Origin of the sequence: Henriciella algicola (assembly GCF_003576245.1) — a bacterium.
Lineage (GTDB): Bacteria > Pseudomonadota > Alphaproteobacteria > Caulobacterales > Hyphomonadaceae > Henriciella > Henriciella algicola.
Genome location: NZ_QWGA01000006.1, coordinates 170,461 through 194,572, shown reverse-complemented (window position 1 = coordinate 194,572; position 24,112 = coordinate 170,461). Strand labels below are relative to the sequence as shown.

17 protein-coding genes are annotated in these 24,112 nt (G+C 61.1%); 8 read left to right on the top strand and 9 right to left on the bottom strand.

From position 1 onward, the window contains the following. Nucleotides 1-145 precede the first annotated feature (145 nt). The 6 genes from D1222_RS09350 (at nt 146) to D1222_RS09325 (ending at nt 5,690) form a co-directional block, all read left to right on the top strand. Entirely contained in the window at nt 146-1,702 is a 1,557-nt protein-coding gene (locus tag D1222_RS09350) for a DUF4331 domain-containing protein (protein ID WP_119453993.1), read from the top strand. A 12-nt stretch (nt 1,703-1,714) separates the two neighbouring features. Beyond that, nucleotides 1,715-2,047 (top strand): hypothetical protein, encoded by a 333-nt coding sequence (locus tag D1222_RS15765; RefSeq protein WP_182481933.1) that lies wholly within the window; start codon nt 1,715-1,717, stop codon nt 2,045-2,047. Nucleotides 2,048-2,206: 159 nt separating this feature from the next. Next, complete coding sequence (locus D1222_RS09340; RefSeq protein ID WP_119453992.1) at nt 2,207-2,473, top strand: DUF4212 domain-containing protein; 267 nt, start codon at nt 2,207-2,209, stop codon at nt 2,471-2,473. 1 nt (nt 2,474) lies between these two features. Continuing rightward, the gene (locus tag D1222_RS09335) at nt 2,475-4,208 is read left to right on the top strand and encodes a sodium:solute symporter family protein (RefSeq protein WP_119453991.1); all 1,734 of its coding nucleotides are present in this window, start codon (nt 2,475-2,477) and stop codon (nt 4,206-4,208) included. Between the two features lie 184 nt (nt 4,209-4,392). After that, on the top strand, nt 4,393-4,905 hold the full coding sequence (locus tag D1222_RS09330) for an RNA polymerase sigma factor (protein WP_119453990.1): 513 nt from the start codon (nt 4,393-4,395) through the stop codon (nt 4,903-4,905). After that, the gene (locus D1222_RS09325) at nt 4,902-5,690 is read left to right on the top strand and encodes an anti-sigma factor (protein ID WP_119453989.1); all 789 of its coding nucleotides are present in this window, start codon (nt 4,902-4,904) and stop codon (nt 5,688-5,690) included. Before D1222_RS09330 ends, D1222_RS09325 begins: the two co-directional genes overlap by 4 nt. A gap of 20 nt (nt 5,691-5,710) precedes the next feature. On the opposite strand, the gene D1222_RS09320 is transcribed toward D1222_RS09325, so the two are convergent. Beyond that, on the bottom strand, nt 5,711-6,292 hold the full coding sequence (locus tag D1222_RS09320; RefSeq protein WP_119453988.1) for an RNA polymerase sigma factor: 582 nt from the start codon (nt 6,290-6,292) through the stop codon (nt 5,711-5,713). A 286-nt stretch (nt 6,293-6,578) separates the two neighbouring features. Between D1222_RS09320 and D1222_RS09315 the strand changes: the two genes are divergently transcribed. Then, entirely contained in the window at nt 6,579-8,312 is a 1,734-nt protein-coding gene (locus tag D1222_RS09315) for a YadA-like family protein (RefSeq protein ID WP_233348638.1), read from the top strand. Between the two features lie 101 nt (nt 8,313-8,413). Here D1222_RS09315 and D1222_RS09310 read toward each other — a convergent pair whose 3' ends face one another. The 3 genes from D1222_RS09310 to D1222_RS09300 all read right to left on the bottom strand — a co-directional run bounded on the left by D1222_RS09310 (nt 8,414) and on the right by D1222_RS09300 (nt 11,976). After that, on the bottom strand, nt 8,414-9,208 hold the full coding sequence (locus D1222_RS09310) for a crotonase/enoyl-CoA hydratase family protein (protein WP_119453987.1): 795 nt from the start codon (nt 9,206-9,208) through the stop codon (nt 8,414-8,416). Nucleotides 9,209-9,307: 99 nt separating this feature from the next. Next, on the bottom strand, nt 9,308-10,537 hold the full coding sequence (locus D1222_RS09305; protein WP_119453986.1) for a GGDEF domain-containing protein: 1,230 nt from the start codon (nt 10,535-10,537) through the stop codon (nt 9,308-9,310). A 104-nt stretch (nt 10,538-10,641) separates the two neighbouring features. After that, on the bottom strand, nt 10,642-11,976 hold the full coding sequence (locus tag D1222_RS09300) for a cytochrome P450 (RefSeq protein WP_119453985.1): 1,335 nt from the start codon (nt 11,974-11,976) through the stop codon (nt 10,642-10,644). Nucleotides 11,977-12,158: 182 nt separating this feature from the next. Here D1222_RS09300 and D1222_RS09295 point away from each other — a divergent pair, with 182 nt between their 5' ends. Continuing rightward, nucleotides 12,159-13,775 (top strand): alpha-glucosidase family protein, encoded by a 1,617-nt coding sequence (locus D1222_RS09295; RefSeq protein WP_119453984.1) that lies wholly within the window; start codon nt 12,159-12,161, stop codon nt 13,773-13,775. Between the two features lies 1 nt (nt 13,776). Here the strand turns inward: D1222_RS09295 and D1222_RS09290 are convergent, their stop codons facing one another. The 5 genes from D1222_RS09290 to D1222_RS15760 all read right to left on the bottom strand — a co-directional run bounded on the left by D1222_RS09290 (nt 13,777) and on the right by D1222_RS15760 (nt 24,097). Further along, complete coding sequence (locus D1222_RS09290) at nt 13,777-16,896, bottom strand: efflux RND transporter permease subunit (RefSeq protein ID WP_119453983.1); 3,120 nt, start codon at nt 16,894-16,896, stop codon at nt 13,777-13,779. Continuing rightward, a complete protein-coding gene (locus D1222_RS09285; protein ID WP_233348637.1) occupies nt 16,893-17,966 on the bottom strand; it encodes an efflux RND transporter periplasmic adaptor subunit in 1,074 nt (357 codons plus the stop codon). Before D1222_RS09285 ends, D1222_RS09290 begins: the two co-directional genes overlap by 4 nt. 197 nt (nt 17,967-18,163) lie before the next feature. Then, nucleotides 18,164-21,748 (bottom strand): error-prone DNA polymerase, encoded by a 3,585-nt coding sequence (locus D1222_RS09280; RefSeq protein ID WP_119453981.1) that lies wholly within the window; start codon nt 21,746-21,748, stop codon nt 18,164-18,166. Beyond that, nucleotides 21,745-23,469 carry a Y-family DNA polymerase gene (locus D1222_RS09275; RefSeq protein ID WP_233348636.1) on the bottom strand — a complete coding sequence of 575 codons (1,725 nt, stop codon included), beginning with the start codon at nt 23,467-23,469 and terminating at the stop codon, nt 21,745-21,747. Before D1222_RS09275 ends, D1222_RS09280 begins: the two co-directional genes overlap by 4 nt. Then, complete coding sequence (locus D1222_RS15760; protein ID WP_182481932.1) at nt 23,354-24,097, bottom strand: ImuA family protein; 744 nt, start codon at nt 24,095-24,097, stop codon at nt 23,354-23,356. The genes D1222_RS09275 and D1222_RS15760 overlap by 116 nt, the downstream gene beginning before the upstream one ends. Nucleotides 24,098-24,112: the final 15 nt, after the last annotated feature.

Sequence of the window (24,112 nt, the reverse complement as noted above, 5' to 3'; positions counted from 1 at the left end):
GTGCAGCCACCCATAATTCTGATCCAAATGGCGCCGTTGAAAAGTTTTTTGCGCTGACGCACCCCCAAACCTTTCCAGCTCGTAACTGTCACCGCGTCTGACACGAAAAGGCGCCAGACAATTTTCTTCGAGAGGGAACGCCAAAATGAAACTGACCCATGTCTCTATGGCCGCGTTGGCTGTCGCCACGGCAGGCGCGTTGCTCGCGCCAGCACTGGCGTCGAGCCACCGTGAAGCGCCAGGCATCACCGAGCAGCCGAAAGTAGACGGCACCGACTTCTACATGTTCCGCAGCTATGAGAATGGCCGGTCGGATTATGTGACCTTCATTGCCAACTATCAGCCGCTGCAGGCGCCATATGGCGGGCCGAACTATTTCACGATGGACCCTGACGCGATCTACGAGATTCACGTGGACGTCGATGGTGATGCCGTTGAGGACCTGACTTTCCAGTTCGATTTTGAGAACACGCTGCGCGATGGCACCGGCATCACCGTGCCAGTCGGCGACAAGCAGCTCGCCATACCGCTTCGTCAGGCCGGGCAGATTGGTGCAGGCAATCAGGGCGCGCTCGGCGAACTCGAAACCTATAGGCTGTCGCTGGTCACGGGCGACCGGCGCGAGGGCACCCGCACCGAGCTTGGCAGGTTCACAAAGCCGGTCGACAATATCGGCAACAAGACGCTGCCCGACTACGCCGGTTACGCAAACAGCTTCATTTCCACGGTCGATATTCCGGGCTGCGGTACTGGACGGGTGTTCGCTGGCCAACGGGCTGAAGCTTTCGCCGTCAATCTCGGCGAAGTGTTCGATCTCGTGAACCTCGTGCCGATTGATGGTGATAGCGGCGCAGGGAACGGCGATGGCAATGGCTTCCCAGGCGGCATCACCCAGGACCGCGCAAATGACGACCTCGTCGGCAAGGCGAACGTAACGTCGCTCGCGCTTGAAGTGCCGATCAGCTGTCTCGATGAAGATGGCGATGGCATTATCGGCGGCTGGACCACAGCCAGCCTGCCTCAGGCAGAGATCGAAGATCCGTCACCGACATACAAGCAGACATCGCTCTACGGCGGCGCCTTCGTCCAGCAGTCGCGTCTGTCTGCGCCGCTCGTGAACGAAGTCGTCATCGGCCTGCCGGACAAGGATCTGTTCAACGCAGCAGAGCCGACGCAGGACTCAGCGCTGGCCGACTATGTCACCAATCCGACGCTACCGGTCCTGCTCGACATTCTCTTCCGCGACGCCGTGAACGGTACGCTCGGAACGGATTTTGAGACGATTGCGCCAACGAACCTGCCACGCCAGGATCTTGTCGCGGCGTTCCTGACTGGGATTGAAGGTCTCAATCAACCAGCCGGCGTGACGCCGTCAGAAATGATGCGCCTCAATATGGGCATTCCGGCAACGCCGCGCAGCTCGCAAAACAATCTCGGTGTGCTGGCTGACGACCTTGCTGGCTTCCCGAATGGCCGGAGGCCAGGCGATGACACTGTCGACATCGCACTGCGCGTGGCCATGGGCCGGCTTTGCCACCCGGTGACGATTGGCGGTGCGTCGACGGATCTTGGCTTCTGCGACCCTGAAGATGCGAATGTCGGGACCGCTGCATTCACCGATGGTGCGCCTATCACCGCGCTCGAACTGCAGAACCAGTTCCCATACCTCAACACGCCGATCGCCGGCTCACCGAACAACTAGGGAGGCGCGATCATGAAAACTCACAGACACTCCTATCTGAAGCTTGCACTCCTCGCGGGCGTTGCCGCCATGGGGATCAGTGCCTGCGGTGGGGGCGACAATGGAGGTGGCGGCCCGACAGTGCCTCCCCCAGCACCACCTCCACCGCCTCCGCCGCCACCGCCTCCGCCTCCGCCTCCGCCGCCGCCACCACCTGCAGGGCAGGTCGATCCGGCGTCGAGCTTCGGAGCAGGCTTCGGGGCGGCCTTCAGTACGGCTCGCTTTGGCGCGCCAATTGATCCGGACACGATCACGATCACACCGATCGATCGGACCAGCGACCCCCTCGACGTTCCTAACAATTAGAACGTTTGGCTGGTTGACCGGAAAGGAGACGGCGAGGCTTCGGCCTCGCCGTTTTCATTTGGCGCCAATGCAATGAACCTCGCGGAAGCTTCGTCCATAATGATTGCAAAGCAGCGCCTAAGACGGCAGGCTCACACAAAATAAAAGAGGGAGGGCGCCGTGCAGGACAATACGAGCGCAGACGAAGGCCGCGCCTACTGGCAGGCGACGATCAGGCTGACCATCGGCCTGTTGGTCATATGGTTCGCCGTTTCATTCGGCGCAGGCATCCTGCTTCGCGATTTCCTTGACCAATGGGCCGTCGGCGGCGCGCCGCTTGGCTTCTGGTTTGCCCAGCAGGGCTCGATCTACGTCTTTGTTGTCCTGATCTTCGTCTATTGCTGGGCAATGCGCCGGATAGAGAAGAAGCATGGGGTGAGGGGCTGATATGCTGGATCCCTGGACACTCTTTTTCGTTGTCACGACCTTCGCGCTCTATATCGGCATCGCCATCTGGGCCCGGGCCGGGTCGACCGATGATTTCTACGTCGCGGGCCATGATGTTCACCCGACTGTAAATGGCATGGCGACGGCGGCTGACTGGATGTCGGCGGCAAGCTTCCTTTCCATGGCCGGGCTTATCGCATTCATGGGCTATGGCGGGTCTGTCTATCTGATGGGGTGGACGGGCGGCTATGTCCTGCTCGCGCTTCTGCTTGCGCCCTTCCTGCGGGAGTTCGGCAAGTTCACCGTGCCAGACTTTGTCGGCGACCGGTATTATTCCACGACGGCTCGCGTGATCGCGGTCGTCTGCGCGCTGTTCGTGTCCTTCACCTATATTGCGGGACAGATGAAAGGCGTTGGCGTTGCCTTCTCCGGCTTCCTCGGCGTGCCGTTTGAGTGGGGCATCATCATCGGCATGGTCATTGTTTTCTTCTACGCCGTGCTCGGCGGGATGAAGGGCGTGACGTACACGCAGGTCGCGCAATATTGCGTGCTGATCTTTGCCTTCACAGTACCTGCGATCTTCATGTCGCTGATCATCACCGGAAATCCTGTGCCGCAGCTTGGCTTCATTGGCGAAGCGAAAGGCGAGGGCATCTCCATGCTCGCAAAGCTCAACACGGTCGTCACCGATCTTGGCTTTCTGGAATACACAGAAACCAACAAGTCGATGATCGACGTGTTCTGCATCACCGCTGCGCTGATGTTCGGCACGGCGGGCCTGCCGCACGTCATCATCCGCTTCTTCACCGTGAAAAGCGCCGATGCGGCCCGTGTATCGGCGGGCTGGGCGCTGATCTTCATCGCCATCCTCTACACCACCGCGCCGGCGGTCGGGGCGTTCGCGCGGATCAACTTCATCGATACCGTGAACGAAGCGACGTATATCGCTGACGACGAAGACTATGACGGCCGCTCCGCCGAGATTGAGGCCGAAGGCGGCAAGCCGGTGCCTCAATGGTACAAGGATTGGGAGCCGACAGGGCTCGTCGCCTTCGAAGACAAGAACGGCGATGGCGTCATGCAGTATCGCGGGCCAAACGCCCCGGACGGCCTTGAGAATGAGGTCAGCCCGAACAATGACATCTTCGTTCTCGCCAATCCGCAGATTGCCAATCTGCCGGGTTGGGTGATCGGCCTTGTGGTGGCGGGTGGTCTTGCTGCGGCCCTGTCCACCGCTGCCGGCCTGCTCATGGTGATCAGTTCTGCCGTTAGCCACGATCTTTGCCGGCGGACCCTGTTCAAATCCATGGACGACAAGACGGAGCTTCGTGTTGCCCGCGGCGCGGCAGCGGGGGCTGTTTTTGCGGCCGGGCTTCTTGGCATCTTCTCCAACAGTTTGGGTTTCGTCGCTCAGGTCGTCGCTTTCGCCTTTGGCCTCGCTGCGGCCTCTCTGTTTCCGGTCATCTTCCTTGGCATCTTCTGGAAGCGGATGAACAAGGAGGGGGCCATCGCATCCATGCTGACAGGCCTCATAACGACCTTTGGCTATATCTACTGGTTCAAATTTGTTGATACCGATCCAGCACATTGGCTCTTCGGCGTCTCGCCTGAGGGAATCGGGTTCGTCTTCATGTGGCTGGCCGCAGGTGTCGGCGTGATCACCACGCTGGCGACAAAGCCTCCGCCACGAGAAATTCTAGAACTTGTTGAAAAAATACGCGTGCCGGGATCCTAGCTAGACCAAGTTGCGCTTTGCGTGCGTAATAAACTGAATAAAAGCGAAGCGTCAGGCTAAGAAGTATTTGCGATCTTCGAAATAAAACGCGGAACAAAATCTGTTCCGCGACGCTTCCATAGGTTAACGTAACTGGCGCTAGACTTGCTGATAGCGAGTGAGGCGCCATGAAACCGGTGGGTCGATGAATTCTGGGGCACGCGAACAGTTGAATGACGCCATGCGTGCGCTCGGCCAAGGCCATGCCGAAGCAATGAAGCAGGTGTTCGCGCTGACTTCTCCGAAGATCTACGGAAAGCTCGCTGCGCTCCTGAAATCGCCAGAGCTTGCACAGCACGCACTGACCGGTACTTATCTGCGCTTATGGAAAAATCATGCATCGATACCTGCGAGCGGGTGCGATTACATGCATTTTATTGCTGCAATTGCGCACCAAATAGCGGTCGATATTCGTTTCAGTGATACAAGCGATGGCGAACTCTTACATCATGTGCCAAACGCGCCCTCTGATGGGGCGCCTCACATGGATATGTCCGCCCTGGAAGAATTAAGCGAGGCCGACCGCGACATGCTGACCGCAGCGTATCTGCATTTCGAGAGCATCGAACAGATCGCCAGCAGGACAGGTGTGCCGGTAGCAGACGTCCGTGCGCGTCTCGCTGAAATCGCACGTCGCAAATCGGGGGGCGCAGAATGAGCGACAGGACCCCGAACAAGCGCCAGGAACTCGCAAGCGCCGTCATTCTCGGACATGCTGATGCGGGCGAGCTCGCAGAGTTCAAGCGTCTTTACGCTGAGGACCAGAGCTTCCGGACCCTGGTGGCGGAGATGGAGGAATTCCTGTCGCCCCTGAGCACCCTCAGCGACGATGCTGAGCCGCCGGAGGGTGTGCTCGACGACATCATGGTTCAGATCACCGGTGCGGAGCCTGCACCGAGTGCCGCAGCACCAACGCCCATGCCTGAAGCGCCACAGCGTGTCAGGCGGCGCCGCAGCTCCAAAGCCCGCCGCCATCCAGAGCGGCCCTGGCAATATGCGACCGCCGCGTCGCTGATCCTCGCGGTTGGTTCACTGGCAGTTCACTCCATTCCGGACACTGAAACACCGGAGCCTGCTCCTGTAGAAGTCGCCACCGTTCAGGAAGAGTTGCTGACCCTGATGACCGCTGGCGAGGAAGCCCCGACTGTCGTTGTACTTCTCTATGACAAGGACAGCAATCAGATCACCGGCCGCCTGACCAACGTCCAGCCGCCGGCCGATGGCGTCTGGCAACTTTGGCTTCTGCGCGAGGGGCTCGATGCGCCGCAATCGCTCGGCCTGCTGACGGAGCTGTCAGAGGATGGCGTCATCAACCTGTCTATCGCGACAGAGCTTGCTGCCGGATCTGATACGCTTGCAATCAGTGTGGAGCCGGAAGGTGGCTCGCCAGAGGCAGGGCCAACCGGACCGGTCGTATTCACCGGCGCGGTCAGCCCGATCTGATTTCCGAAAAGAGTCAGAAGCTAGAGTACCGCGCTGACGCTATCGACAGGCATGTCCGCGCGCAGCTTCTTGAGGCCGCGCCGGACCCAGGCTTTCACCGTATTGGGTGACACTTCCAGAATGTGGCCGATTTCACGGCAGGTCATGCCCTGAACCACATTCAGCGAGATCGAGAGCGAGACCTGCTCGGGTAGCTTAGCGAGATGCCGTTCCAGTATCGCGCCGAGGTGCTGCGTGCGTGCCTGCTGTTCTGGGCGGGCGGCGCCATCCGGTACAGTTTCCGCGATCTCTTCAGTCACAGGTGCGCGCGCTTCTGACCGCAGCCGGTCCAGCCCGCGATTGCGCATGATCACCAGCATCCAGGTAAAGGCGTTGCCCTTGTCAGCATCAAACCGGTGCGCATTCTTCCAGATGGAGACATAGGCCTCCTGAAGCACATCCTTCGCGGCTTCAGTGTCCTTCAGCTGGCTTTTCAGGATGGCGAAGAATTTGGGGGCCGTCAGCCGGTAGACTTCCTTGAAGGCTTTTGCGTCACCGTTGGCGCAGGCCGCCAGGGCAGCTTTCAGTTCCAGATTGAGCTTTGCGAACTCTGGTTTGCTCATAGAGGCCCCTCACACTGAATAGTGAACTAGGTCGCACGGGCGAAAGTAAAGCTCCGCGTGATCACTTTCGGGTGAAGCACATTCTTCGCGATCTGCAGGAGGTATCGGAAACGCTCGTCACCACTGGGAGCGCAGTGGGAATGAAATCGGCGAAAAAAATTCAACTTTTCTTTGAATCGTGCACCCCGCCATCTCTCGCGGTCGTAGCTGACGCGTCAGGCGCGCGCCTGAAGCCGGCATGTTTCCTCGACCATGCCGGTCCAAAGAGGAAACCGGGAAGGCACCTATGCGACTCTCCAATCTTAAAAAGACCGTCAGTGCACTCACGCTTGCAGGCGCAAGCTGGGCAGTTCTGCCAATTTCAACGGCTTCGGCAGATGCCACGCCAGACTGTAATGCGGGCGCCGTTGACGCGACCTCGCTCGAATGCGGCGTGGATGCTGACGCGGATGGCGAAGACGCGCTCGCTGTTGGAACCGAAGCCAATGCTGATGGCACCTCGACCACCGCTGTCGGCGGAGAGTCCAACGCAACGGGCACGGCGGCAACGGCATTCGGCTGGCAGTCATCGGCCACCGCAGAACGCGCACACGCCATCGGCCATCTCGCGACAGCTTCCGGCGTCCGCTCGACAGCCATTGGTGAGGCAGCCACGGCAAGTGGGCTTGAAAGCTTTGCGGCAGGTAACCTCGCAAACGCGTCCGGAACTGATGGCGTCGCTGTGGGCACAGAAGCAAATGCTTCGGGAACGTCCTCGACGGCGCTTGGCGGCGAAAGCGATGCAACCGAAGCCGGCACGACCGCTGTCGGCTGGCAGTCCCAGGCCACGGCAGAGCGGGCACAGGCTTTCGGTCACCTCGCAAATGCATCCGGCGTAAGGTCCACCGCAGTCGGTGAAGCAGCGACCGCATCAGGTCAGCAATCCATAGCCCTCGGCAACCAGTCCTCCGCGACCGACACGAATGCAATCGCCATCGGCAACACGGCCGAAGCGAATGGCGGTGATGCGATCGCCATTGGCGGTAACCGTGATGGCGCAACTGGCCGCGCCACTGTGGCAAGCGGTCCGTCCACCACCTCCGTCGGCGGTCAGGCCGTGGCGATGGGCCCTGGTGCCAGCGCATATGGCTGGCGTTCAGAAGCGACTGCAGAGCGCGCGCAGGCCTTCGGTCACCTCGCAAATGCATCCGGTGTTCGCTCGCTGGCGGTCGGTGAAGCGGCGAATGCTTCCGGCCTCGAAAGCATCGCACAGGGCAATCTTGCCGTCGCATCCGGTCAGGACGCGGTCGCCATGGGTACCGAAGCCATTGCAAGCGGCACTTCCTCGACGGCTGTCGGCGGCGAGTCCGTCGCCAATGCGACGGCGGCCACCGCATATGGCTGGCGCTCGGCCGCAACGGCTGAACGCGCACACGCCTTTGGTCACCTCGCCACGGCATCCGGCGTTCGCTCCACCGCAGTTGGCGAAGCCGCCAATGCCAGCGGCGCGGGCTCAGTTGCGCTCGGCAACCAGACGTCAGCCGTCGGCGCCAACTCCATCGCGATCGGCAATGGCGCAACCGCGCTTGCCGATAACCAGATCGCGATTGGTGGCTCTGACGCGACCTACAATTTCTCGGGTCTCAACTCCGCGGCCAGCACCGCTGCCCAGTCGGGCGAAATTGGCGTCGTGACCACTGACCGGAATGGCAATCTTGCCGCTGACTACAGCCTGTCATCCGGGCTCGCGCAGAATTCCGGCCTCATCTCGGCGAACACTCGCCTCATTGGCCGCAATAGCGACGACATCCGCGACAATCGCGGCGGTATCGCAGCGGCAATCGCGCTGGACACGCCATTCGTCCCGGAAGGCAAGCAGTTCGCGCTCAGCGGTGGCTATGGTCACTATGAAGATGAAGGCGCGCTTTCCATGGCAGCCGCCTTCCGCCTCAATCCGACCTGGCAGCTCAATGCCGGTGTCGCCAAGGGCGTGGACCGCGGTGGCACGGGTGCCCGTGTCGGCTTCCAGGCCGCCTGGTAATTCATCGCCCGGCCTGATCGGGCTTTAGCCAAAAAGAAACCCCCGCATCGCCTGATGCGGGGGTTTTTCTGTTTTAGAGGTCCGCTTGCGAACCAACCGCGTTACTTGCCCTTCCAGACAGGTGCGCGCTTTTCGAGGAAGGCGCGAGGGCCTTCCTTTGCGTCTTCACTGGAGAAGACGATGGCGGAGGCTTCGTTGGACGCTTTCCAGAGGTCGCTCTCGGTGCCGTCATAGGCCTGACGCGCAACTTCGAGGCTCTTGCGCACGGCGAGCGGCGCATTCACGCCGATCTGGGCTGCCAGCGATTTTGCTTCGTCGAGCACCTTGTCGGAAGCCACCATGCGGTTGACCAGGCCGAGCTGGTACAGGCGCTCGGCTGGAAGCGGGTCACCGGTCGCGACGATCTCGAGCGCGATGTTGCGGGGCAGGGCGCGTGGCAGGCGGAACACGCCGCCAGCACCGGCAAAGATGCCGCGCTTCACTTCAGGCAGACCAAAGCGCGAGTCGTCGGCCGCCACGATCATGTCGCAGGCGAGCGGCAGCTCGCAGCCACCGGCGAGCGCATTGCCGCGAACGGCTGCGATCCACGGCTTGGTTCGGGGGAACTTCACGAAGCCTGCAAAGCCACCCTTTTTCGTCGACAGGGCGCCAGCATTGCCTTTGGAAATTTCAGAAAGGTCTGCGCCTGCACAGAAGGTCGACTCGAGCGACGAGGTCAGGATACAGGCCCGCACATCATCATCACGCTCGGTTTCCTCACAGATCCAGCCCAGCGCGGAAGCAACGGCGCCGTTCACCGCGTTGCGCTTGTCGGGGCGGTTCAGCGTGACCACAGCGACGTGATCCTTCACCTCATAGGTGACTTCGTTGCCAACGCTTTCAGGCTTGTCTGACATAATATCCTCCTCGGTTGTCTTTCGCCTGAAAGAGCATGGGAGGCGGGCGCTGAACAGGTCTAACCTCGGGTCAGGGCGGCCTGCTTCTGGCTGTGTGGATCAGGATGCGAGCCGCTGTGCGCCCGTGTCGGACGCCGGTACGCTTTCCAGCTTTTTCCTGCGGACCGGCTTGCCCGTATCCGTCGGAAGTTCAGCGCACTCAACGCGATTTCGGCCAAGCGACTTTGCGGCATAAAGAGCAGCGTCCGCGATAGGATAGGCGTCCTCGAACAACATATCACGGCCGAGTTCTGCAACGCCGAAGCTCGCGGTAATCCTTAGTTCTTCGGGTGTGTTCTCGAGCGGGAGCTGAGATATGGCGACCCGCAATCGTTCGCCGAGCGTCCTTGCGCCGGCCATGCTCGTGCCAGGCAGGACCAGACAGAATTCTTCGCCCCCCATTCGTCCGGCCATGTCGCTCATCCTCGTCTTTGAGGACAGAAGGGCACCGACGCCGCGAATGACCATGTCGCCGACCGCATGCCCGTAGGCGTCGTTCACATGCTTGAAGTGGTCCAGATCAATGATCATGACGCTGGCTGCATAGTCACCCGAACGGGCTTCGCAGTAATGGCGTGCGGCCTGTTCAAAGGCGCGTCTGCTCTTCAGGCCCGTGAGAAAGTCGCTCTCTGCGTCATCGCGCAGTGCTTCCAGCCGTTGCATCACACAGACCGACACGAGCGCACCGCCCATTGATAGAACAGAGAAAATGCTGATCAGATTGATGATCTGCCAGTAGGCCGACTGGAAAAAAGTGTCATCGCGGATCGTGTTGCCCATCACAGTAATGGGCGAAACGAGGATAAAATTGATGATGCACAGCGCCATTGCGGCCAGCACGGCTGTACCCGTCCAAGACCTGTTCCAGATGCCACGAAGCGACCAGGCGGTGATGATCAGCATCAGGCCGTGAACGAAGTTGATCGTGATAATGCGAACCGACAGGCCAACAAAGCTGAGCTGTATGATCCCAGCCGCTATGACGCTGAAGACGCCGATCGAGAGAAGCGCAATCCGCGGCGTCTGCTTTTCGAATGCCCGGTGAATGCCGTCACTCAGCAGATAGAGGCCCGCCGCGTAGCAGGCATTGTGCAAGATTGCGTTCGCAATTGATTCCTTGGCCAGAACGAAGTGGTTGAGCAGGAAACCGACCGCGCACATGACGAAAGCGGCTGCGAAAACCAGCGCCGCGCGGTCTTCACGATTATAGTGCCAGAAGCATAGGAATATCGCGCACATCGCAGTCGCGATGGCCGGCACTGTAAAGCCGATTGCAATGGCCTGATCCAAACCGTTCTTGTCCCCACCCCCAGTGAAGTTTCAATTTCTATCCTTCTGAGGGAAACCAAACCTTAACAGGAAAAAGAAATTCAACACCCACAGGTTTTGTATCTCTACCGCGAAAGCCGAAGGTCGATTCCGAGGCGCGAGATAGCGTGCACGAAATTGTTCGGCGCGATGTCGATATCCCCGGTCCATTCAATGTCGGGATAGCGGGCGAGGATCTGGCGATAGGCAGATTCCAGCTGCATGTTCGCAACGCGCTGGCCAAGGCAGACATGCGGCCCCATACCGAAGGCAAGATGGTCCTTGGCGTTGGCGCGCGTCACGTCAAACCGGTCCGGATCGGCGAACACCGATGGGTCCCGGTTCGCGGCGCCATAGTACATGACGACCTTTTCGCCCTCGGCGATTTTCTGGCCATTGATCTCGGCGTCTTCGGCGGCTGTCCGGCGCATATAGATCACCGGCGATACCATCCGGATGGCTTCATGCACCATGTTCGGGATCTTCGACGGGTCGTCGATGAGCGCCTGTTTCTGCTCTGGAAATTCGCTCAACAGCTTCATCGTGCCGGAGAGGGAGTTTCGGGTCGTGTCATTGCCGGCAAATACGATCAGCAGCCATGACCCGTCCAGCATCTCATCGGACAGAAGTTCACCCTCAACCTTTGCATTCGCGATCGCGGACAGAAGGTCGGATTTTGGGTTCTTTCGCCGGTCATGGAGCACATGTTTGCCGTACTCGAACATCTCCAGCACATTGTTGACGAAGTCACCGAAGAATTGCGGATCGATCGCTTCACCCTTGCGCATCGTATCGGCGGAAACTTCCAGATAGTGCATCCACTTGATCAGCTTTGGCCTGTCGGCCTCAGCAACGCCGAGGATCTCACAAAGTGTAAACAGCGGTAGTTCGGCAGAAAAGTTTTCCACCATGTCGATCGGCCCGCCTGTGTCGCGTGCTTTCGCTTCCATTGCATCGAGGAGGGCGCTTACCTTGCTATCCACGCGCTCGCGCAGCTCGGCGACATAGCCGGGCGTGAAAAAGGGCATGTGCTCTCGGCGCAGGGGGAAATGGTAAGGCTGGTCCAGGCAGATCATCGCGTCGAGCGAGGCACGGTGGAGTAGGGGGTGGCGCGCATCAGCGTGCCCGTAGTTCATCAGGATGCCGCCCTTCTGGGATGAGAAGACCTTGGTGTTCAGCTCCGTCGCCCGGACGTCATGATACCCGGTAAGCGCCCAGAAACCGGCGCCTTCGGTCTCTTCATGCCAGCAGACAGGCGCCTTTCCGCGCATCTCTGCAAACGCGCTGAAGGGCTGTCCTTTCGTGAAGAGATCAAGATCAGTGAGGTCGGCCGCCGGGGCGACAGGATAGGCGCGCTCAAACTTGTGGCCACGATGGACGCTTGCTTCTTCCTGCGCAGTCTCGCTGACATTGGTGAGCATTGCTCTCTCCTCCCATTTTCATCTTTGTCTTATGGTCTCAGAATTCTCGGTGCGCGTGAAGCGCCAACGGGGCCGGACCCAACGTCAACTGAGAGACTATTTTCGCCTGACTTTACCTTTGGCGATTTCGCATGACATGAGAATGATCGCCCATTGCACAATGAAAGGCTTGCGCCGCTGCCATGACAGAAGACAGACAGCCCTGGTGGAAAGGCGCGACGATCTACCAGATCTATCCCCGCAGCTTTGCAGACAGCAATGGCGACGGCGTTGGAGACCTTGAGGGGATCATAGGCGGGCTCGACCATGTCGCATCGCTCGGTGTCGATGCGATCTGGCTCTCGCCATTCTTTACCTCGCCGATGAAGGATTTCGGCTATGACGTCGCTGATTATTGCGGCGTGGACCCGCTCTTCGGCACGCTGGAAGACTTTGACCGCCTGATCGCGAAGGCGCATGGCCTTGGTCTCAAAGTCATCATTGATCAGGTCTACTCGCACACGTCCGATGCGCATGACTGGTTCAGGCAGAGCCGCGAAAGCAGGCAGGGCGACAAGGCTGACTGGTATGTCTGGGCGGACCCGATGCCGGATGGCTCGCCGCCCAATAACTGGCAGGCCGTTTTCGGCGGTCCGTCATGGGAATGGGATGGACGCCGCCAGCAATATTTCATGCACAACTTCCTCGCCTCCCAGCCAGACCTCAATGTCCGCAACAGGGCAGTTCAGGATGCGCTACTCGATGCAGCCGCTTTCTGGCTGGACCGGGGTGTCGATGGCTTCCGCCTCGACGCAATTAATTTCGCCATTCATGACGCCCAGCTACGGGACAATCCGCCATCTGGCCTCGCCATGGAAAAGGTGACCCGCCCCTTTGATATGCAGGACCATCTCTACAACATGTCCCAGCCGGAAATCCCGGCCTTCCTGGAGCGCGTGCGCACCCGCCTCGACGTTTATCCAGACCGGTTTTCCGTCGCTGAGGTCGTCGGCCCTAATCCCGTGCCAGAAATGAAGGCCTTCACCGAAGGCGAGGGGCGGCTCCATTCGGCCTATAATTTCGACTTTCTCTACGCCGAAACGATCAGCCCGGCGCGCGTGCGACGCTCGCTCGAACAATGGAGCGGTGAGGCTGGCGAAGGCTGGCCGAGCTGGGCGTTCTCAAACCATGATGCACCGCGTGCGGTGTCACGCTGGGCAGGCCCGCCGCACCGCAAGGCTGCTGCAGACCTGCTCCTTCTCCTGCTTCTGTCGCTGCGCGGAAACGCCTTCCTCTATCAGGGCGAAGAGCTTGGCCTGCCTCAGGGGCAGGTCGGTTTTGAAGACCTTCAGGACCCTGAAGCCATCGCCAACTGGCCGCGCACGCTTGGGCGGGACGGCGCGCGAACGCCCTTTCCATGGACGTCGGGTGAGCCGAATGCAGGCTTCTCAAGTGCCAAGCCGTGGCTGCCCGTCGACGCGGCCCATCAGGCGCTGGCCCTCGACACGCAAGCCAATGACCCGTCCTCCAGCCTCAACCTCACGCGGCGGCTCGTAAGGCTTCGGAAGGCGACTCCCGCACTACGCTTGGGCGAGATCGATTTCCTTCACGACGAGGCACCTGTCCTCGCCTTTATGCGCCGTTATGAAGGCGAGGAAATCCTTTGCGTTTTCAACCTGTCGGACTCGCAAGCCGAGATGCCGGATGAACTTCGCACCCAGCCCGCAAAGCTGATGGCATCCTGCAATCTCGAAGGCGCGCCGGACAAGATGCCGCTCGCGCTGGCCCCGTGGGCGGGCTTCTGGGCAAAGGTGTCCTGACCTACTCGGCAGGCTGCTCATTGGCCTTGCCGCGCGCCTCTTCAAGCTCATCCTCAAGCGCCCGCGTTTCGGCGGTGCGCGCTTTGGAGAATTGCGCCACGCCAAGATAGATGACCGGCGTCAGGAAGAGGGTGAACAGCGCCGCGATACCAAGCCCGCCAAACACGACCCAACCGATGGAATTACGCGCCTCCGCGCCCGCGCCGCTCGATATGATTAGCGGCACGGCGCCGAGCACGGTTGAGATCAGCGTCATCGCAATCGGTCGCAGCCGGATGGTCGCCGCCTCAAACACGGCATCGCGGACGCTCCGGCCCATGCCTCGCAGCTGGTCGGCAAACTCCACCAACAGGATGCCATTCTTCGCCATCAGGCCGATCAACATAATGAGGCCGATCTGCGAATAGATGTTGAGCGAGGTGCCCGTCAGGAACAGCGCATAAATGGCCGCAGCCAGAGCGAACGGCACACTTAACAGGATTACGACGGGGCTGGTCACGCTCTCAAACTGGGCGACGAGGACAAGGAAGACGATGACAAAAGCGAAGCCATAGGTGAGCAACAGGTCCTGATTGCTCTCTTCCAGGGTCGCGGCCTCACCTTGCAGGATCATGCCATAACCTGGCGGCAAAAGCTCATCCGTCAGGCGTTCGATCTCTGCAATGGCATCGGCGAGCGGCAATCCGGGCGGCGTGTCCATCTCGACTTCGATCGCCCGGCGTTGTTCCGTCCGGTCAAGTTCAGCCGCAACGCCTTCCTCGCGGATGGTGGTGAGCGTTGAGATCGGTACAAGGCTGCCCGTATTGGACCGCACATACAGGTTCTGAAGGTCGCCCGGGTCACGGATCGTGCCGGTTTCCGATTCCAGGATGATCGGGATGGCTTGGTCATTCACATTGAGATCGACAAGATCCTCTCCGTCCACCATGGCACGCAAGGTCACGGATAACTCGTCCAATGGCACATTCAGGTCAGCGGCTCGTCTGCGATCCACCTGAACTGAAAGCTGCGGCTGCGTTGGCTGATATGAGATTTCGGGATTGGACAGGATGTCGCTGTCTTCAATGGCTGCGGAAAGCTCACGGGCGACCGCGTAGATGTCACCATAGTCATTGCCTGTCAGTGCGATCTGGAGGCCGCCGCCACGTCCGCCGCCCCTGTTGGACAGGCTGGAGCGGCCAAAGACGGAGACGCGCGACCCCGGAATAGCCGACATGGGCCCCTGAAGCTGCGAGATAATATCTTCCTGGCTGAGCGTGCGCTCCTCCCATGGGGCGAGCCACGCGGTCACGCCAACGCGGTTCGGGTCATACCGTCCAACAATGGTGAAGAGAGACTCGATCGTGCCATCATCGACATAGGGCTGGAGGATCTGTTCAATCTCGTCGGCCTCCTGCTCCATGAAGGCAAGCCCCACGCCGTCAGGCCCGGTGGCGAATACTTCGACGACACCGCGGTCTTCGGGCGGAACGAGTTCCTGCGGCACAGAGGTGTAGAGAAGGCCGGCTGCGCCAGCTGCGCCAAGGCAGACCAGACCAACAATGATCGGATGACCAAGGCAGGCGCTTAGCGCACTACCGTAGGCGTTGGAAATGGAGCGTCCGCGCTTCTCCAGCCAGCTATCTTTCCGCTCGGCTGGGTCGCGTGGAATGAAGCGGAACTTCGACGCGATCGCTGGCGCGAGTGTGAGCGCCACGAACGAGGAAATCAGCACCGCGACAGACAGCACGAACCCAAACTCGCGGAACAATCTGCCAGTCGTCGATGGCAGGAATGAAATCGGGACGAAAACCGCGATCAGCACGGCCGTTGTCGCGATGACCGCGAAGAAGACCTGCTGCGTACCAAGCACCGCTGCAGCCCGCCTGCGGATGCCTTCAGACTGGCGCCGCTGAATGTTTTCGAGCACCACGATGGCATCATCAACGATGAGGCCCGTCGCCAGCACGAGCGCCAGCAGCGTCAGCAAATTGATGGAAAAGCCGAGCAACCAGATGCCCGCGACTGTCCCGATCAATGAAACCGGAATAGCCACCGCCGGAATGATCGTCGCCTTCATGGAGCCGAGAAACACCCAGATCGTGATCACCACGATAAGCACTGTGATAGCGAGGCTGGTCAGAACTTCCTCGACGGACTTCTCAATGAACACCGCTTCGTCAGAGGTCACACGAAGCTCGATGTCGTCGAAGCGGCGATTGAGCTGGCGCAGTTTCGCCTTGGCGGCTTCAGAAATCTGGATCGTGTTCGAAGATGCCTGACGAATGATGCCAAGCCCGATGATCGGCTCACCGTTCAGCCTCAGAAAATTGTCAGCATCCGCCGGGCCGAGCACTGCCTCGGCGACGTCACCGATCTTCGTATTGCCCTCGATATAGATGTCCTTGATCAGATCAGGCGTCGCCGCGGTCGCTTCCGCGCGCACAATCAGTTCCTGACTGTCTGACCGGAAGCTGCCGACCGGCACATCGAATGGTGCTTCACGCAGCGCGTTGGCGACATCTGCGATCGTCAGCCCAAACCGGTTAAGCCGCAGCGGATCGACAAGCACCCGCATCTGTCGTTCGCGCGTCCCGAACTGCTGCACCGTGGCGACACCATCGATCGCCAGAAACTCCGGCATGATGTCGTTCTCGACGATCCTTGAAAGTTCTTCCTCGCTATAAGCGTCGCTGATGACGGCAACAGTCAGCACTGACTGGCCCTGATCATCTGCCTTGGTCACGAACAGGTTTTCGGTCCGGTCAGGCAGTTCACGGGTGACACGGCTGACGGCTTCGCGCACGTCGGATGCTGCCGTATCGAGGTCCACACCCGGATTGAACTCAATCCGCATGCGAGAGCTGTTCTCTTCGCTGGAAGACTGGATTTCCTTGACGCCAGAAACGGTCGCAACCGCCCCTTCAAGAATGCTGGTCACTTCGGCATCAATCGTTTCAGGCGCGGCGCCAGGCAGCGTCGCGCGCACCGATACGATCGGGCGGTCTACATCGGGCAGTTCCCGGACTTCCACACCCAGAATGGCGGCAAGCCCTGCGATGACGATCAGCAGGTTGAGCACAGCGGCCATCATCGGCCGGCGTACGGCAAGTCCGGGAAGATCCTGACCCGGAGGCGTCATGGTTGGGCGGCCGCCTGACCGCCAGAAGCGAGGCCGTTCGTCGCCACCGGACGGACATTACGCGAGGCTGGCATTTCAACCGGCGTGCCCTGGCGGACTTTCTGCACGCCTTCCTCGACAATCCAGCTGCCCTCCGGGATATCGCCGCGTACAAGTACCATGCCTTCCGTCCGGTTGACGATGGTCACGGGCACGCGGGTGGTCTCACCATTCTTCACGGCCCAGACGAATGCGCCGTCACCGCCCCACACGATGGAGGCTTCTGGCACCGACGGGTATTGCTGACCCGGCAGTTCAAACCCGATGCGAAAGCTCATGCCGGGGCGAAGCTGGTCTTCGGAATTATCGATGGCGGTCCGCACCGTATAGGCCCGCGTCTGCGTATCGATGGCACTATCGATGGTGAGGACTTCCGCCTCGTAGGTCTTGTCGGGGTTTGAGAAAGGCTCGACTTCGAAAACATCCCCTGCGCCAATCCGGCCGAATGTCTGCTCCGGCACCGGGAAGTCGACATATAGAACGTCGCGGTCATCGAGGCGGGTCAGGACCGTATCTGGCGTAACACGCGCGCCGGGGTCGATGTCGGTAAGGCCGACATAGCCGCTAAACGGCGCGCGGATTGTGCGGTCACCCAACGCGTCGCGGGCGATGCTCAGCTGGATTTCAGCCGCGTCATAGGCGGCTTCAGCGCGGTCCAGCTCATTGCCTGCGATGACGCCGGGTGTTGATACGCGGTTATAGCGGTCAATCAGGCGCTGGGCATCGGCGCGGGCAACCTCAGCCTGTTCGACAGCAAGTTGCTCGGCGCGAGATTCCAGCCGGATGAGCACATCACCGCGCGAGACCTTGTCGCCCGCAGTGAAGTTCACAGCGAGGACTTCGCCGGCCACTTCAGCCTGTATCGTGGCAGACGCGCGCGCCCTTGCGGTGCCGACGGCTTCGACACGCACCGTGTCGGTCGCATAGCTCACCTCATGGGGGACGATCTTTACGGCCTGCGGCGCGCGCTGCTGCGGCGGCTCGCTTGCTTCTTCTCCCTGACAAGCGCCCAATAAAAGCGCGGCAGTCAAAGCGCCAATTCTGATCGAGTTATTAAACACGTCTGACCCTGAGTAGACCGCGCATCTGCACGGATTGGCAGACCCCACGGAGATACCTGCTTTCACGGTAAATTCGACGGTGCGACGCCCCGCACCTTTACCCTTACCGCGAGATAGACCGACTTTGTCAGAAGGCGAGACAGCGGTCGACCTATTCTGCAGTCATATCAATGGAAATCGCGGCTATTGGGAATAATGCGAACATTGCGCGGATGGGTATGCGCGGGCCGCCGTCCGGGTCCGCGCCGCTCGGGAATGGGTTTGACCACCTCGTCCGCATTCGAAAGCACGCCTTTCATCGGATCGCGAAGCGTATTTTCTGACAGCAGGGTGAGGTCATCAGTGCGGTCGATCAGCTGTTCTGCAACAAGGTGAGTGACCCCTTCGGCTCGCTGGATGCGCCCTTTGACCAGGATGATCCGCGCGCCCATGACGACGGCCCGGAACCGCTCGAACACGTTCGGCCAGACGACGAGGTTGGCGATACCGGTCTCATCCTCGATCGTGATGAAGCAGACGCCGCTGGCAGAGCCGGGTCTCTGGCGCACCAGCACGATACCGGCGGTCTGTACCCGCGCCCCGTTTGGCAGGCCAGAAGCTTCACGTGTGCTCAGCGTCCGCATGGAGGCATAATGCTCGCGCAGGAAGGACATGGGGTGGGCCTTCAGCGAAAGCCGCGTGGTCTGGTAATCCTGAAGCACGTGTTCTGAAGACGGCATCCGGGGCAGGGGTGTTGCTGCCTCGCCGCCCTGTTCAGCAGTATCGGCAGCCGCAAAGAGCGGCAGCGTCTTGCCAGCGGCTTCCCCGCGAGACGCCCAGAGCGCCTCACGCCGGTCCAGCCCCATCGACCGGAAGGCATCTGCAGCTGCAAGCAGCTCCATGGCGCGCCGGGTCATGCCGGACCGCCTGCGAATATCCTCCGGGCGCTCAAACCCGCCGCCACGCACCTGCATCATGGCTTCCATCTCATCCTCGCGAAGCCCGTCAATCTGGCGAAAGCCAAGACGCACAGCCAAGAAAGACTTTCCTCCCCCGCCCTCATCCTGAGCCTGTCGAAGGACGGGGGAGGTGCCCGCAGGGCGGAGGGGGCGGGCAGCATACGCTGCGTCTGGAGTATCCCCCCTCCGAGCCGCTTCGCGGCCCACCTCCCCCGTGAACGGGGGAGAAGAAGAAATCTCATCCACTCGCTGGAGGTCACCCCCCTCACCAGCGATTATCTTCATTTGCTCGGGCGCTGTCCCAGCCCTTTCGGGCCGGGCGCCCTGCGCCTGCGCATTTGCTTGTGCGGCGCTGTCCAGCAGCCCTGAGCGCGCCTCATCGGCAGCGTCGCGCCGCAAGGCGCCCGCTGTCCGGGAGGAAGGCTCAAGAGTATTATCCCAGTCAGACAGGTTCACATCCGCTTCGAGGACTTCGACGCCATGTTCCTGCGCGCAGCGGACAATCTGGGCCGGGGCGTAGAAGCCCATGGGCTGGCTGTTGAGAAGTGCGGCGCAGAAGACATCCGGATGATGGCATTTCAGCCAGGACGAGACATAGACCAGAAGCGCGAATGAGGCCGCATGGCTTTCGGGGAAGCCATATTCGCCAAACCCCTTCACCTGATCGAAACAGCGCTGGGCAAAGGTCCGCTCATAGCCGCGCGCGACCATGCGCTCGACCATCAGCTCTTCATAATTCTGGATGGTGCCGACTTTCCTGAAGGTCGCCATGGCCCGGCGGAGGCCATTGGCCTCATCGGCAGAAAACTTTGCCGCGTCCATGGCGATCTGCATCGCCTGCTCCTGAAAAAGCGGCACGCCATTGGTCCGCTTCAGGATGGTTTCGAGCTCATCGGCCGGGCCATGCCTAGGGGAGGGCGATGGATAGGTCACCGTCTCCTGTCCGCTGCGGCGGCGCAGATAGGGGTGGACCATATCACCCTGGATGGGGCCGGGCCGCACAATCGCGACCTCGATGACAAGGTCATAGAAGACACGCGGGCGAAGACGCGGCAGCATGTTCATCTGCGCCCGGCTCTCAACCTGGAAGACGCCCAGACTGTCGCCCTTGCACAGCATGTCATAGGTCGCCTCATCCTCCTGCGGGACGGTCGCCAGCGAATAGTCGAGCCCCTTGTGAAGCCGCAGAAGGTCGAAAGCCTTGCGGATACAGGTCAGCATGCCGAGCGCCAGCACATCCACTTTCATGATGTTGAGCGCGCTGATGTCGTCCTTGTCCCACTCGATGAAGGTGCGCTCATCCATGGCCGCATTGCCGATAGGCACGGTCTCGACCAGCGGGCCGCGCGTCAGGACAAAGCCGCCGACATGCTGAGAAAGGTGGCGCGGAAAACCGATCAACTGGCGGGTCAGCTGCACGGCGCGGCGGATCACCGGATTGGTCGGGTCGAGGCCTGCCTGCCGGATCTGCTTTTCCTTCACATCAGACCCGAAACTCCCCCAGACAGTGCCCGCCAGCGCCGAGGCAATATCCTGCGACAGGCCCAGCGCCTTGCAGACCTCGCGCACAGCTGAGCGTGGCCGGTAAGAGATCACTGTCGCCGTCAGCGCCGCCTTGTGACGGCCATAGCGGCGATAGACATACTGGATGACTTCCTCACGCCGCTCATGCTCGAAATCGACATCGATATCGGGCGGCTCACGTCTTTCCTTGGTCAGGAAGCGCTCAAAGAGAAGGCGCGTCACAGACGGGTCGACGCTGGTAATGCCAAGGCAATAACAGACCGCCGAATTGGCCGCAGAGCCGCGACCCTGACAGAGAATGCCCTGCTTTCTCGCCCAGGCGACGATGTCATGGACCGTCAGGAAGTAGGGCGCGTAATTAAGCTCCCCGATCAGGGTCAGCTCCTTTCGGATGGCTTTTTTTACACCCTCTGGAACACCATCAGGATACCGCCAGGATGCACCGTCCCAGGCCAGTGTTTCGATATGCTCCTGAGGCGTCTTTCCGGGCGGCACAGGCTCATCGGGATACTCATAGGCAAGCTCATCCAGAGAGAACTTGCACCGCTCTGCAATCTCAACCGTCCTGCGAAGAGCAGGCTCGAAACCCTTGAAAAGACGTGCCATTTCTTCTGCGGGCTTCAAGTGCCGCTCAGCATTTGCTTCCAGCCGGAAGCCCGCGTCATCCACGGTGCAATGCTCACGGATACAGGTCACGACATCCTGCAACGGGCGGCGCTCTGCGGCGTGGTAGAGAACATCATTCACCGCCACAATCGGCACCCCGCCAGCCTTGAATCCAAGGTCTGCGAGGCGGGCGATCCGCTCGCGGTTCTGGCCCTGAAACCCATAGCGGGCACCGAGATAGAGCCGGTCACCCCACTGGGCGCGCAGCCATTCCAGCCGCAGCCTGTAAGCCTCATCAGGGCGGGGCGGCGGCATGGCGATGAAGACCTGACCCTCAGCGTGGGCAATCACATCTTCCAGCGTGATATGGCAGTCGCCTTTCTCCGCCCGCAGTTTTCCTTCGGACAGTAGCCGGGAAAGACGGCCATAGGCGTCCCTGTCCTGCGGATAGGCGATAAGGTCGAACCCATCCGTCGTTATGAGACGGGCACCGACCAGAAGGCGCATCTCATAATCCTTCGCCGCAAGATGGGCCCGCACGACCCCGGCGAGCGTGTTGCGGTCAGCCACCCCGATAGCGTGAAGCCCAAGCCCCTTTGCCTGCGCGACCAGCTCTTCAGGGTGGCTTGCCCCGCGCAGGAAAGAGAAATTCGTGGTGACGGCGAGTTCGGCATATCCGGTCATGCGAACAGCCCATGCATGAACCAGAGCGGCGCACCGCCCCGGCCATCTTCATAGAGGCCTTGCCGGAACAGCCAGAACCGGCGGCCTTCTTCATCCTCGATCCGGTAATAGTCCCGCGCCCGCGGCAGGTTGGAGACAGGTTCGCCCGGATCGGCCGCTTCCAGCTCTGCCCGGATCTTTGCAATCAGCGCCGCATCGGCGCGCGGGTCGAGCTTTGGTTTCAGCCATTTGCGGTCAATGCCTTCAGGGCTGGCAGAGGGCGGCGGCGGGGCCGTCCATGTCCACCATTCAGGCGCAAGCCGTTCTGGCCCGTCAGCCCGCGTCACGGCATGCGGCACACGCCGCCAGATAAAGCGCAAGGGCGGGCCATCGGGCACTTCGGCGAGCACTTTTATCTCCTCTGGCGGGTCTATCAGGCGGATCGGCCTTGGCCCGTGATCGGCAGGGGTGATGGCAGGGCCTGGCAGCTCACCGTCAAAGCCTGCCTTGCGCTCTGCCTGCTCCGGCAAATGGCTTTCATGCGCCTCAGTGACTTTGACGGTGCCTTCACCGAGCTTGGCGGTGATCCTGTCTGCGAGGGCCGAAAGGAGCACAGGGTCTGTGTCGCTGGCGGCAAGGTCACCTGACAGCGCGGGCGCGCTGATATCCATCGGCCCGGTCCGCCTTGCTTCCAGCATCAGAAGATCAATGCCGAAGCCGGGGTCGATCTGGTCCAGCTTTTCCGAAAAGAGCCGCAGGATATGCTTTGGCGTACGCACGGGCCTTGCGAGTGTGACCGACACAGAGCTCACCTCGCCATCGGCGCGAAAGGCATGAAAGGCAAAGGCGCGCGCGCCCTGCCCAAGCCCGGTCAGCTTCGCGCAAAGCTCATCTGCCAGCTGTTCGAGCCCGCTCTGGACGCCTTCGGTCGCGAGCAATGGCTCCGGGCAGGGCAGGCGGGTGATATGCGAGGGGGCTTCGGTCAGCGGCGTCAGCGGTTCCCGGCGAAGGCCAAGCGCCTGATCGAGCCGCAGGAGGACCGCATCGCCTGCCGCGCGTGACTGGAAACGCCGTCCCAGCGCCTTGCGGTCGATCCCGTAAAGCTGGCCGATCCGGCGAAGGCCAAACCGTTTGAGCAGGGTCTCAGCCTCTTCCGACAGGCGCAGCGCACTGATGGGAAGCTCTGCAAGGCCTGCGGCTTCCTCACCATCGGCAAGGATGTGTCCCGGCCAGTCGCGCGCGAGGGCGCTTGCCGCCCCCGGCGTACTGGCAAGGCCGAGGCGGTGCGGAATGGCATTCCTCTCAAGCAGGGCAGCGACAGTCTCAATCATCGCTTCTTCACCGCCATGAAGATGGTCGCAGCCTGTGGTCTCGATCATCAGCCCGTCATCGCCGTCAATGGCAACGATAGGCGAGAGGCGCACCATCCAGTCACCAATCCGCTCTAGCGCAGCGCGGTCAGCCTCCCGGTCGATATCCTCATGCAGGAGGTCGGGGCAGCGGGCGCGCGCATCGGTAAAGCCAAGCCCAGCGGATATGCCAAGCGCGCGCGCAGAAGCATTGGCCGCCGCAACGCGCAGGCCATGGCCGCCGTCCTCGACGAGGACGAAGGGTTTACGGGGCGGTTCAGCCGGTTTTTCGCCGGGGCGGGTCCTGGCTGAGGCCGATGTCGGCTGGCGCCGCGCGCGGCGGAGGCGCGTGAGCGGCCAGCCCGGAAACCACACGGAGAGATAGCGTTTCATGGTCGAGCTCGATGTTGAACACGCGCCCCGCCATTTGCGGGGCTTGCCTGGACTTCTCCAGGACGGCCTGCCAGCGGCTGGCGCCCGGAGCGCGGGCATCGAAGGCATTAGGCCCCGATGGCCGCGAAGCGACCCGCCATCGGGCGGTCGCCGCGCTTGTCCCCTCCCGTCGCCAGGGCAATAGAAGGATAAGCGGAATGCCATGCCGGCTGGCGGCGAGCGTCAGGCGGCGAGAGGCGGTAAAGTCCAGCGTCTCGATTTCAGCGATGACAAGCCCGACAGCGCCTGACGAAATGGCTTCCTCGCTGGCCCAGAGGGCGTCGCTGGCCTTCCGGGTCTGCACAGACAGCAGGCCGGCCGGACACTGGGTGAGGCTGGATAGCCCGGCATGGAGAAGGTCGCCATGTTCACGCGCAAGGCCGAACTGGCGGACCCAGAAGACCGCGCCTGCAGGCGGGCGCGCTGCAGCCAGCGCAAAGCCTGTCATGGCCGCCATGTCGCCATGGCGCGCTTCGCAGATCTCATGCACGCCCTCACGGCCAAGGTTGAGCGGAAAGCTCTGGTCTGGCTTTCTACGCGTCTCACCAAGCCGGAAGACGCCGGGAATATCGAGGGCTCTGGACTCCATATGTTCTTATTTTGT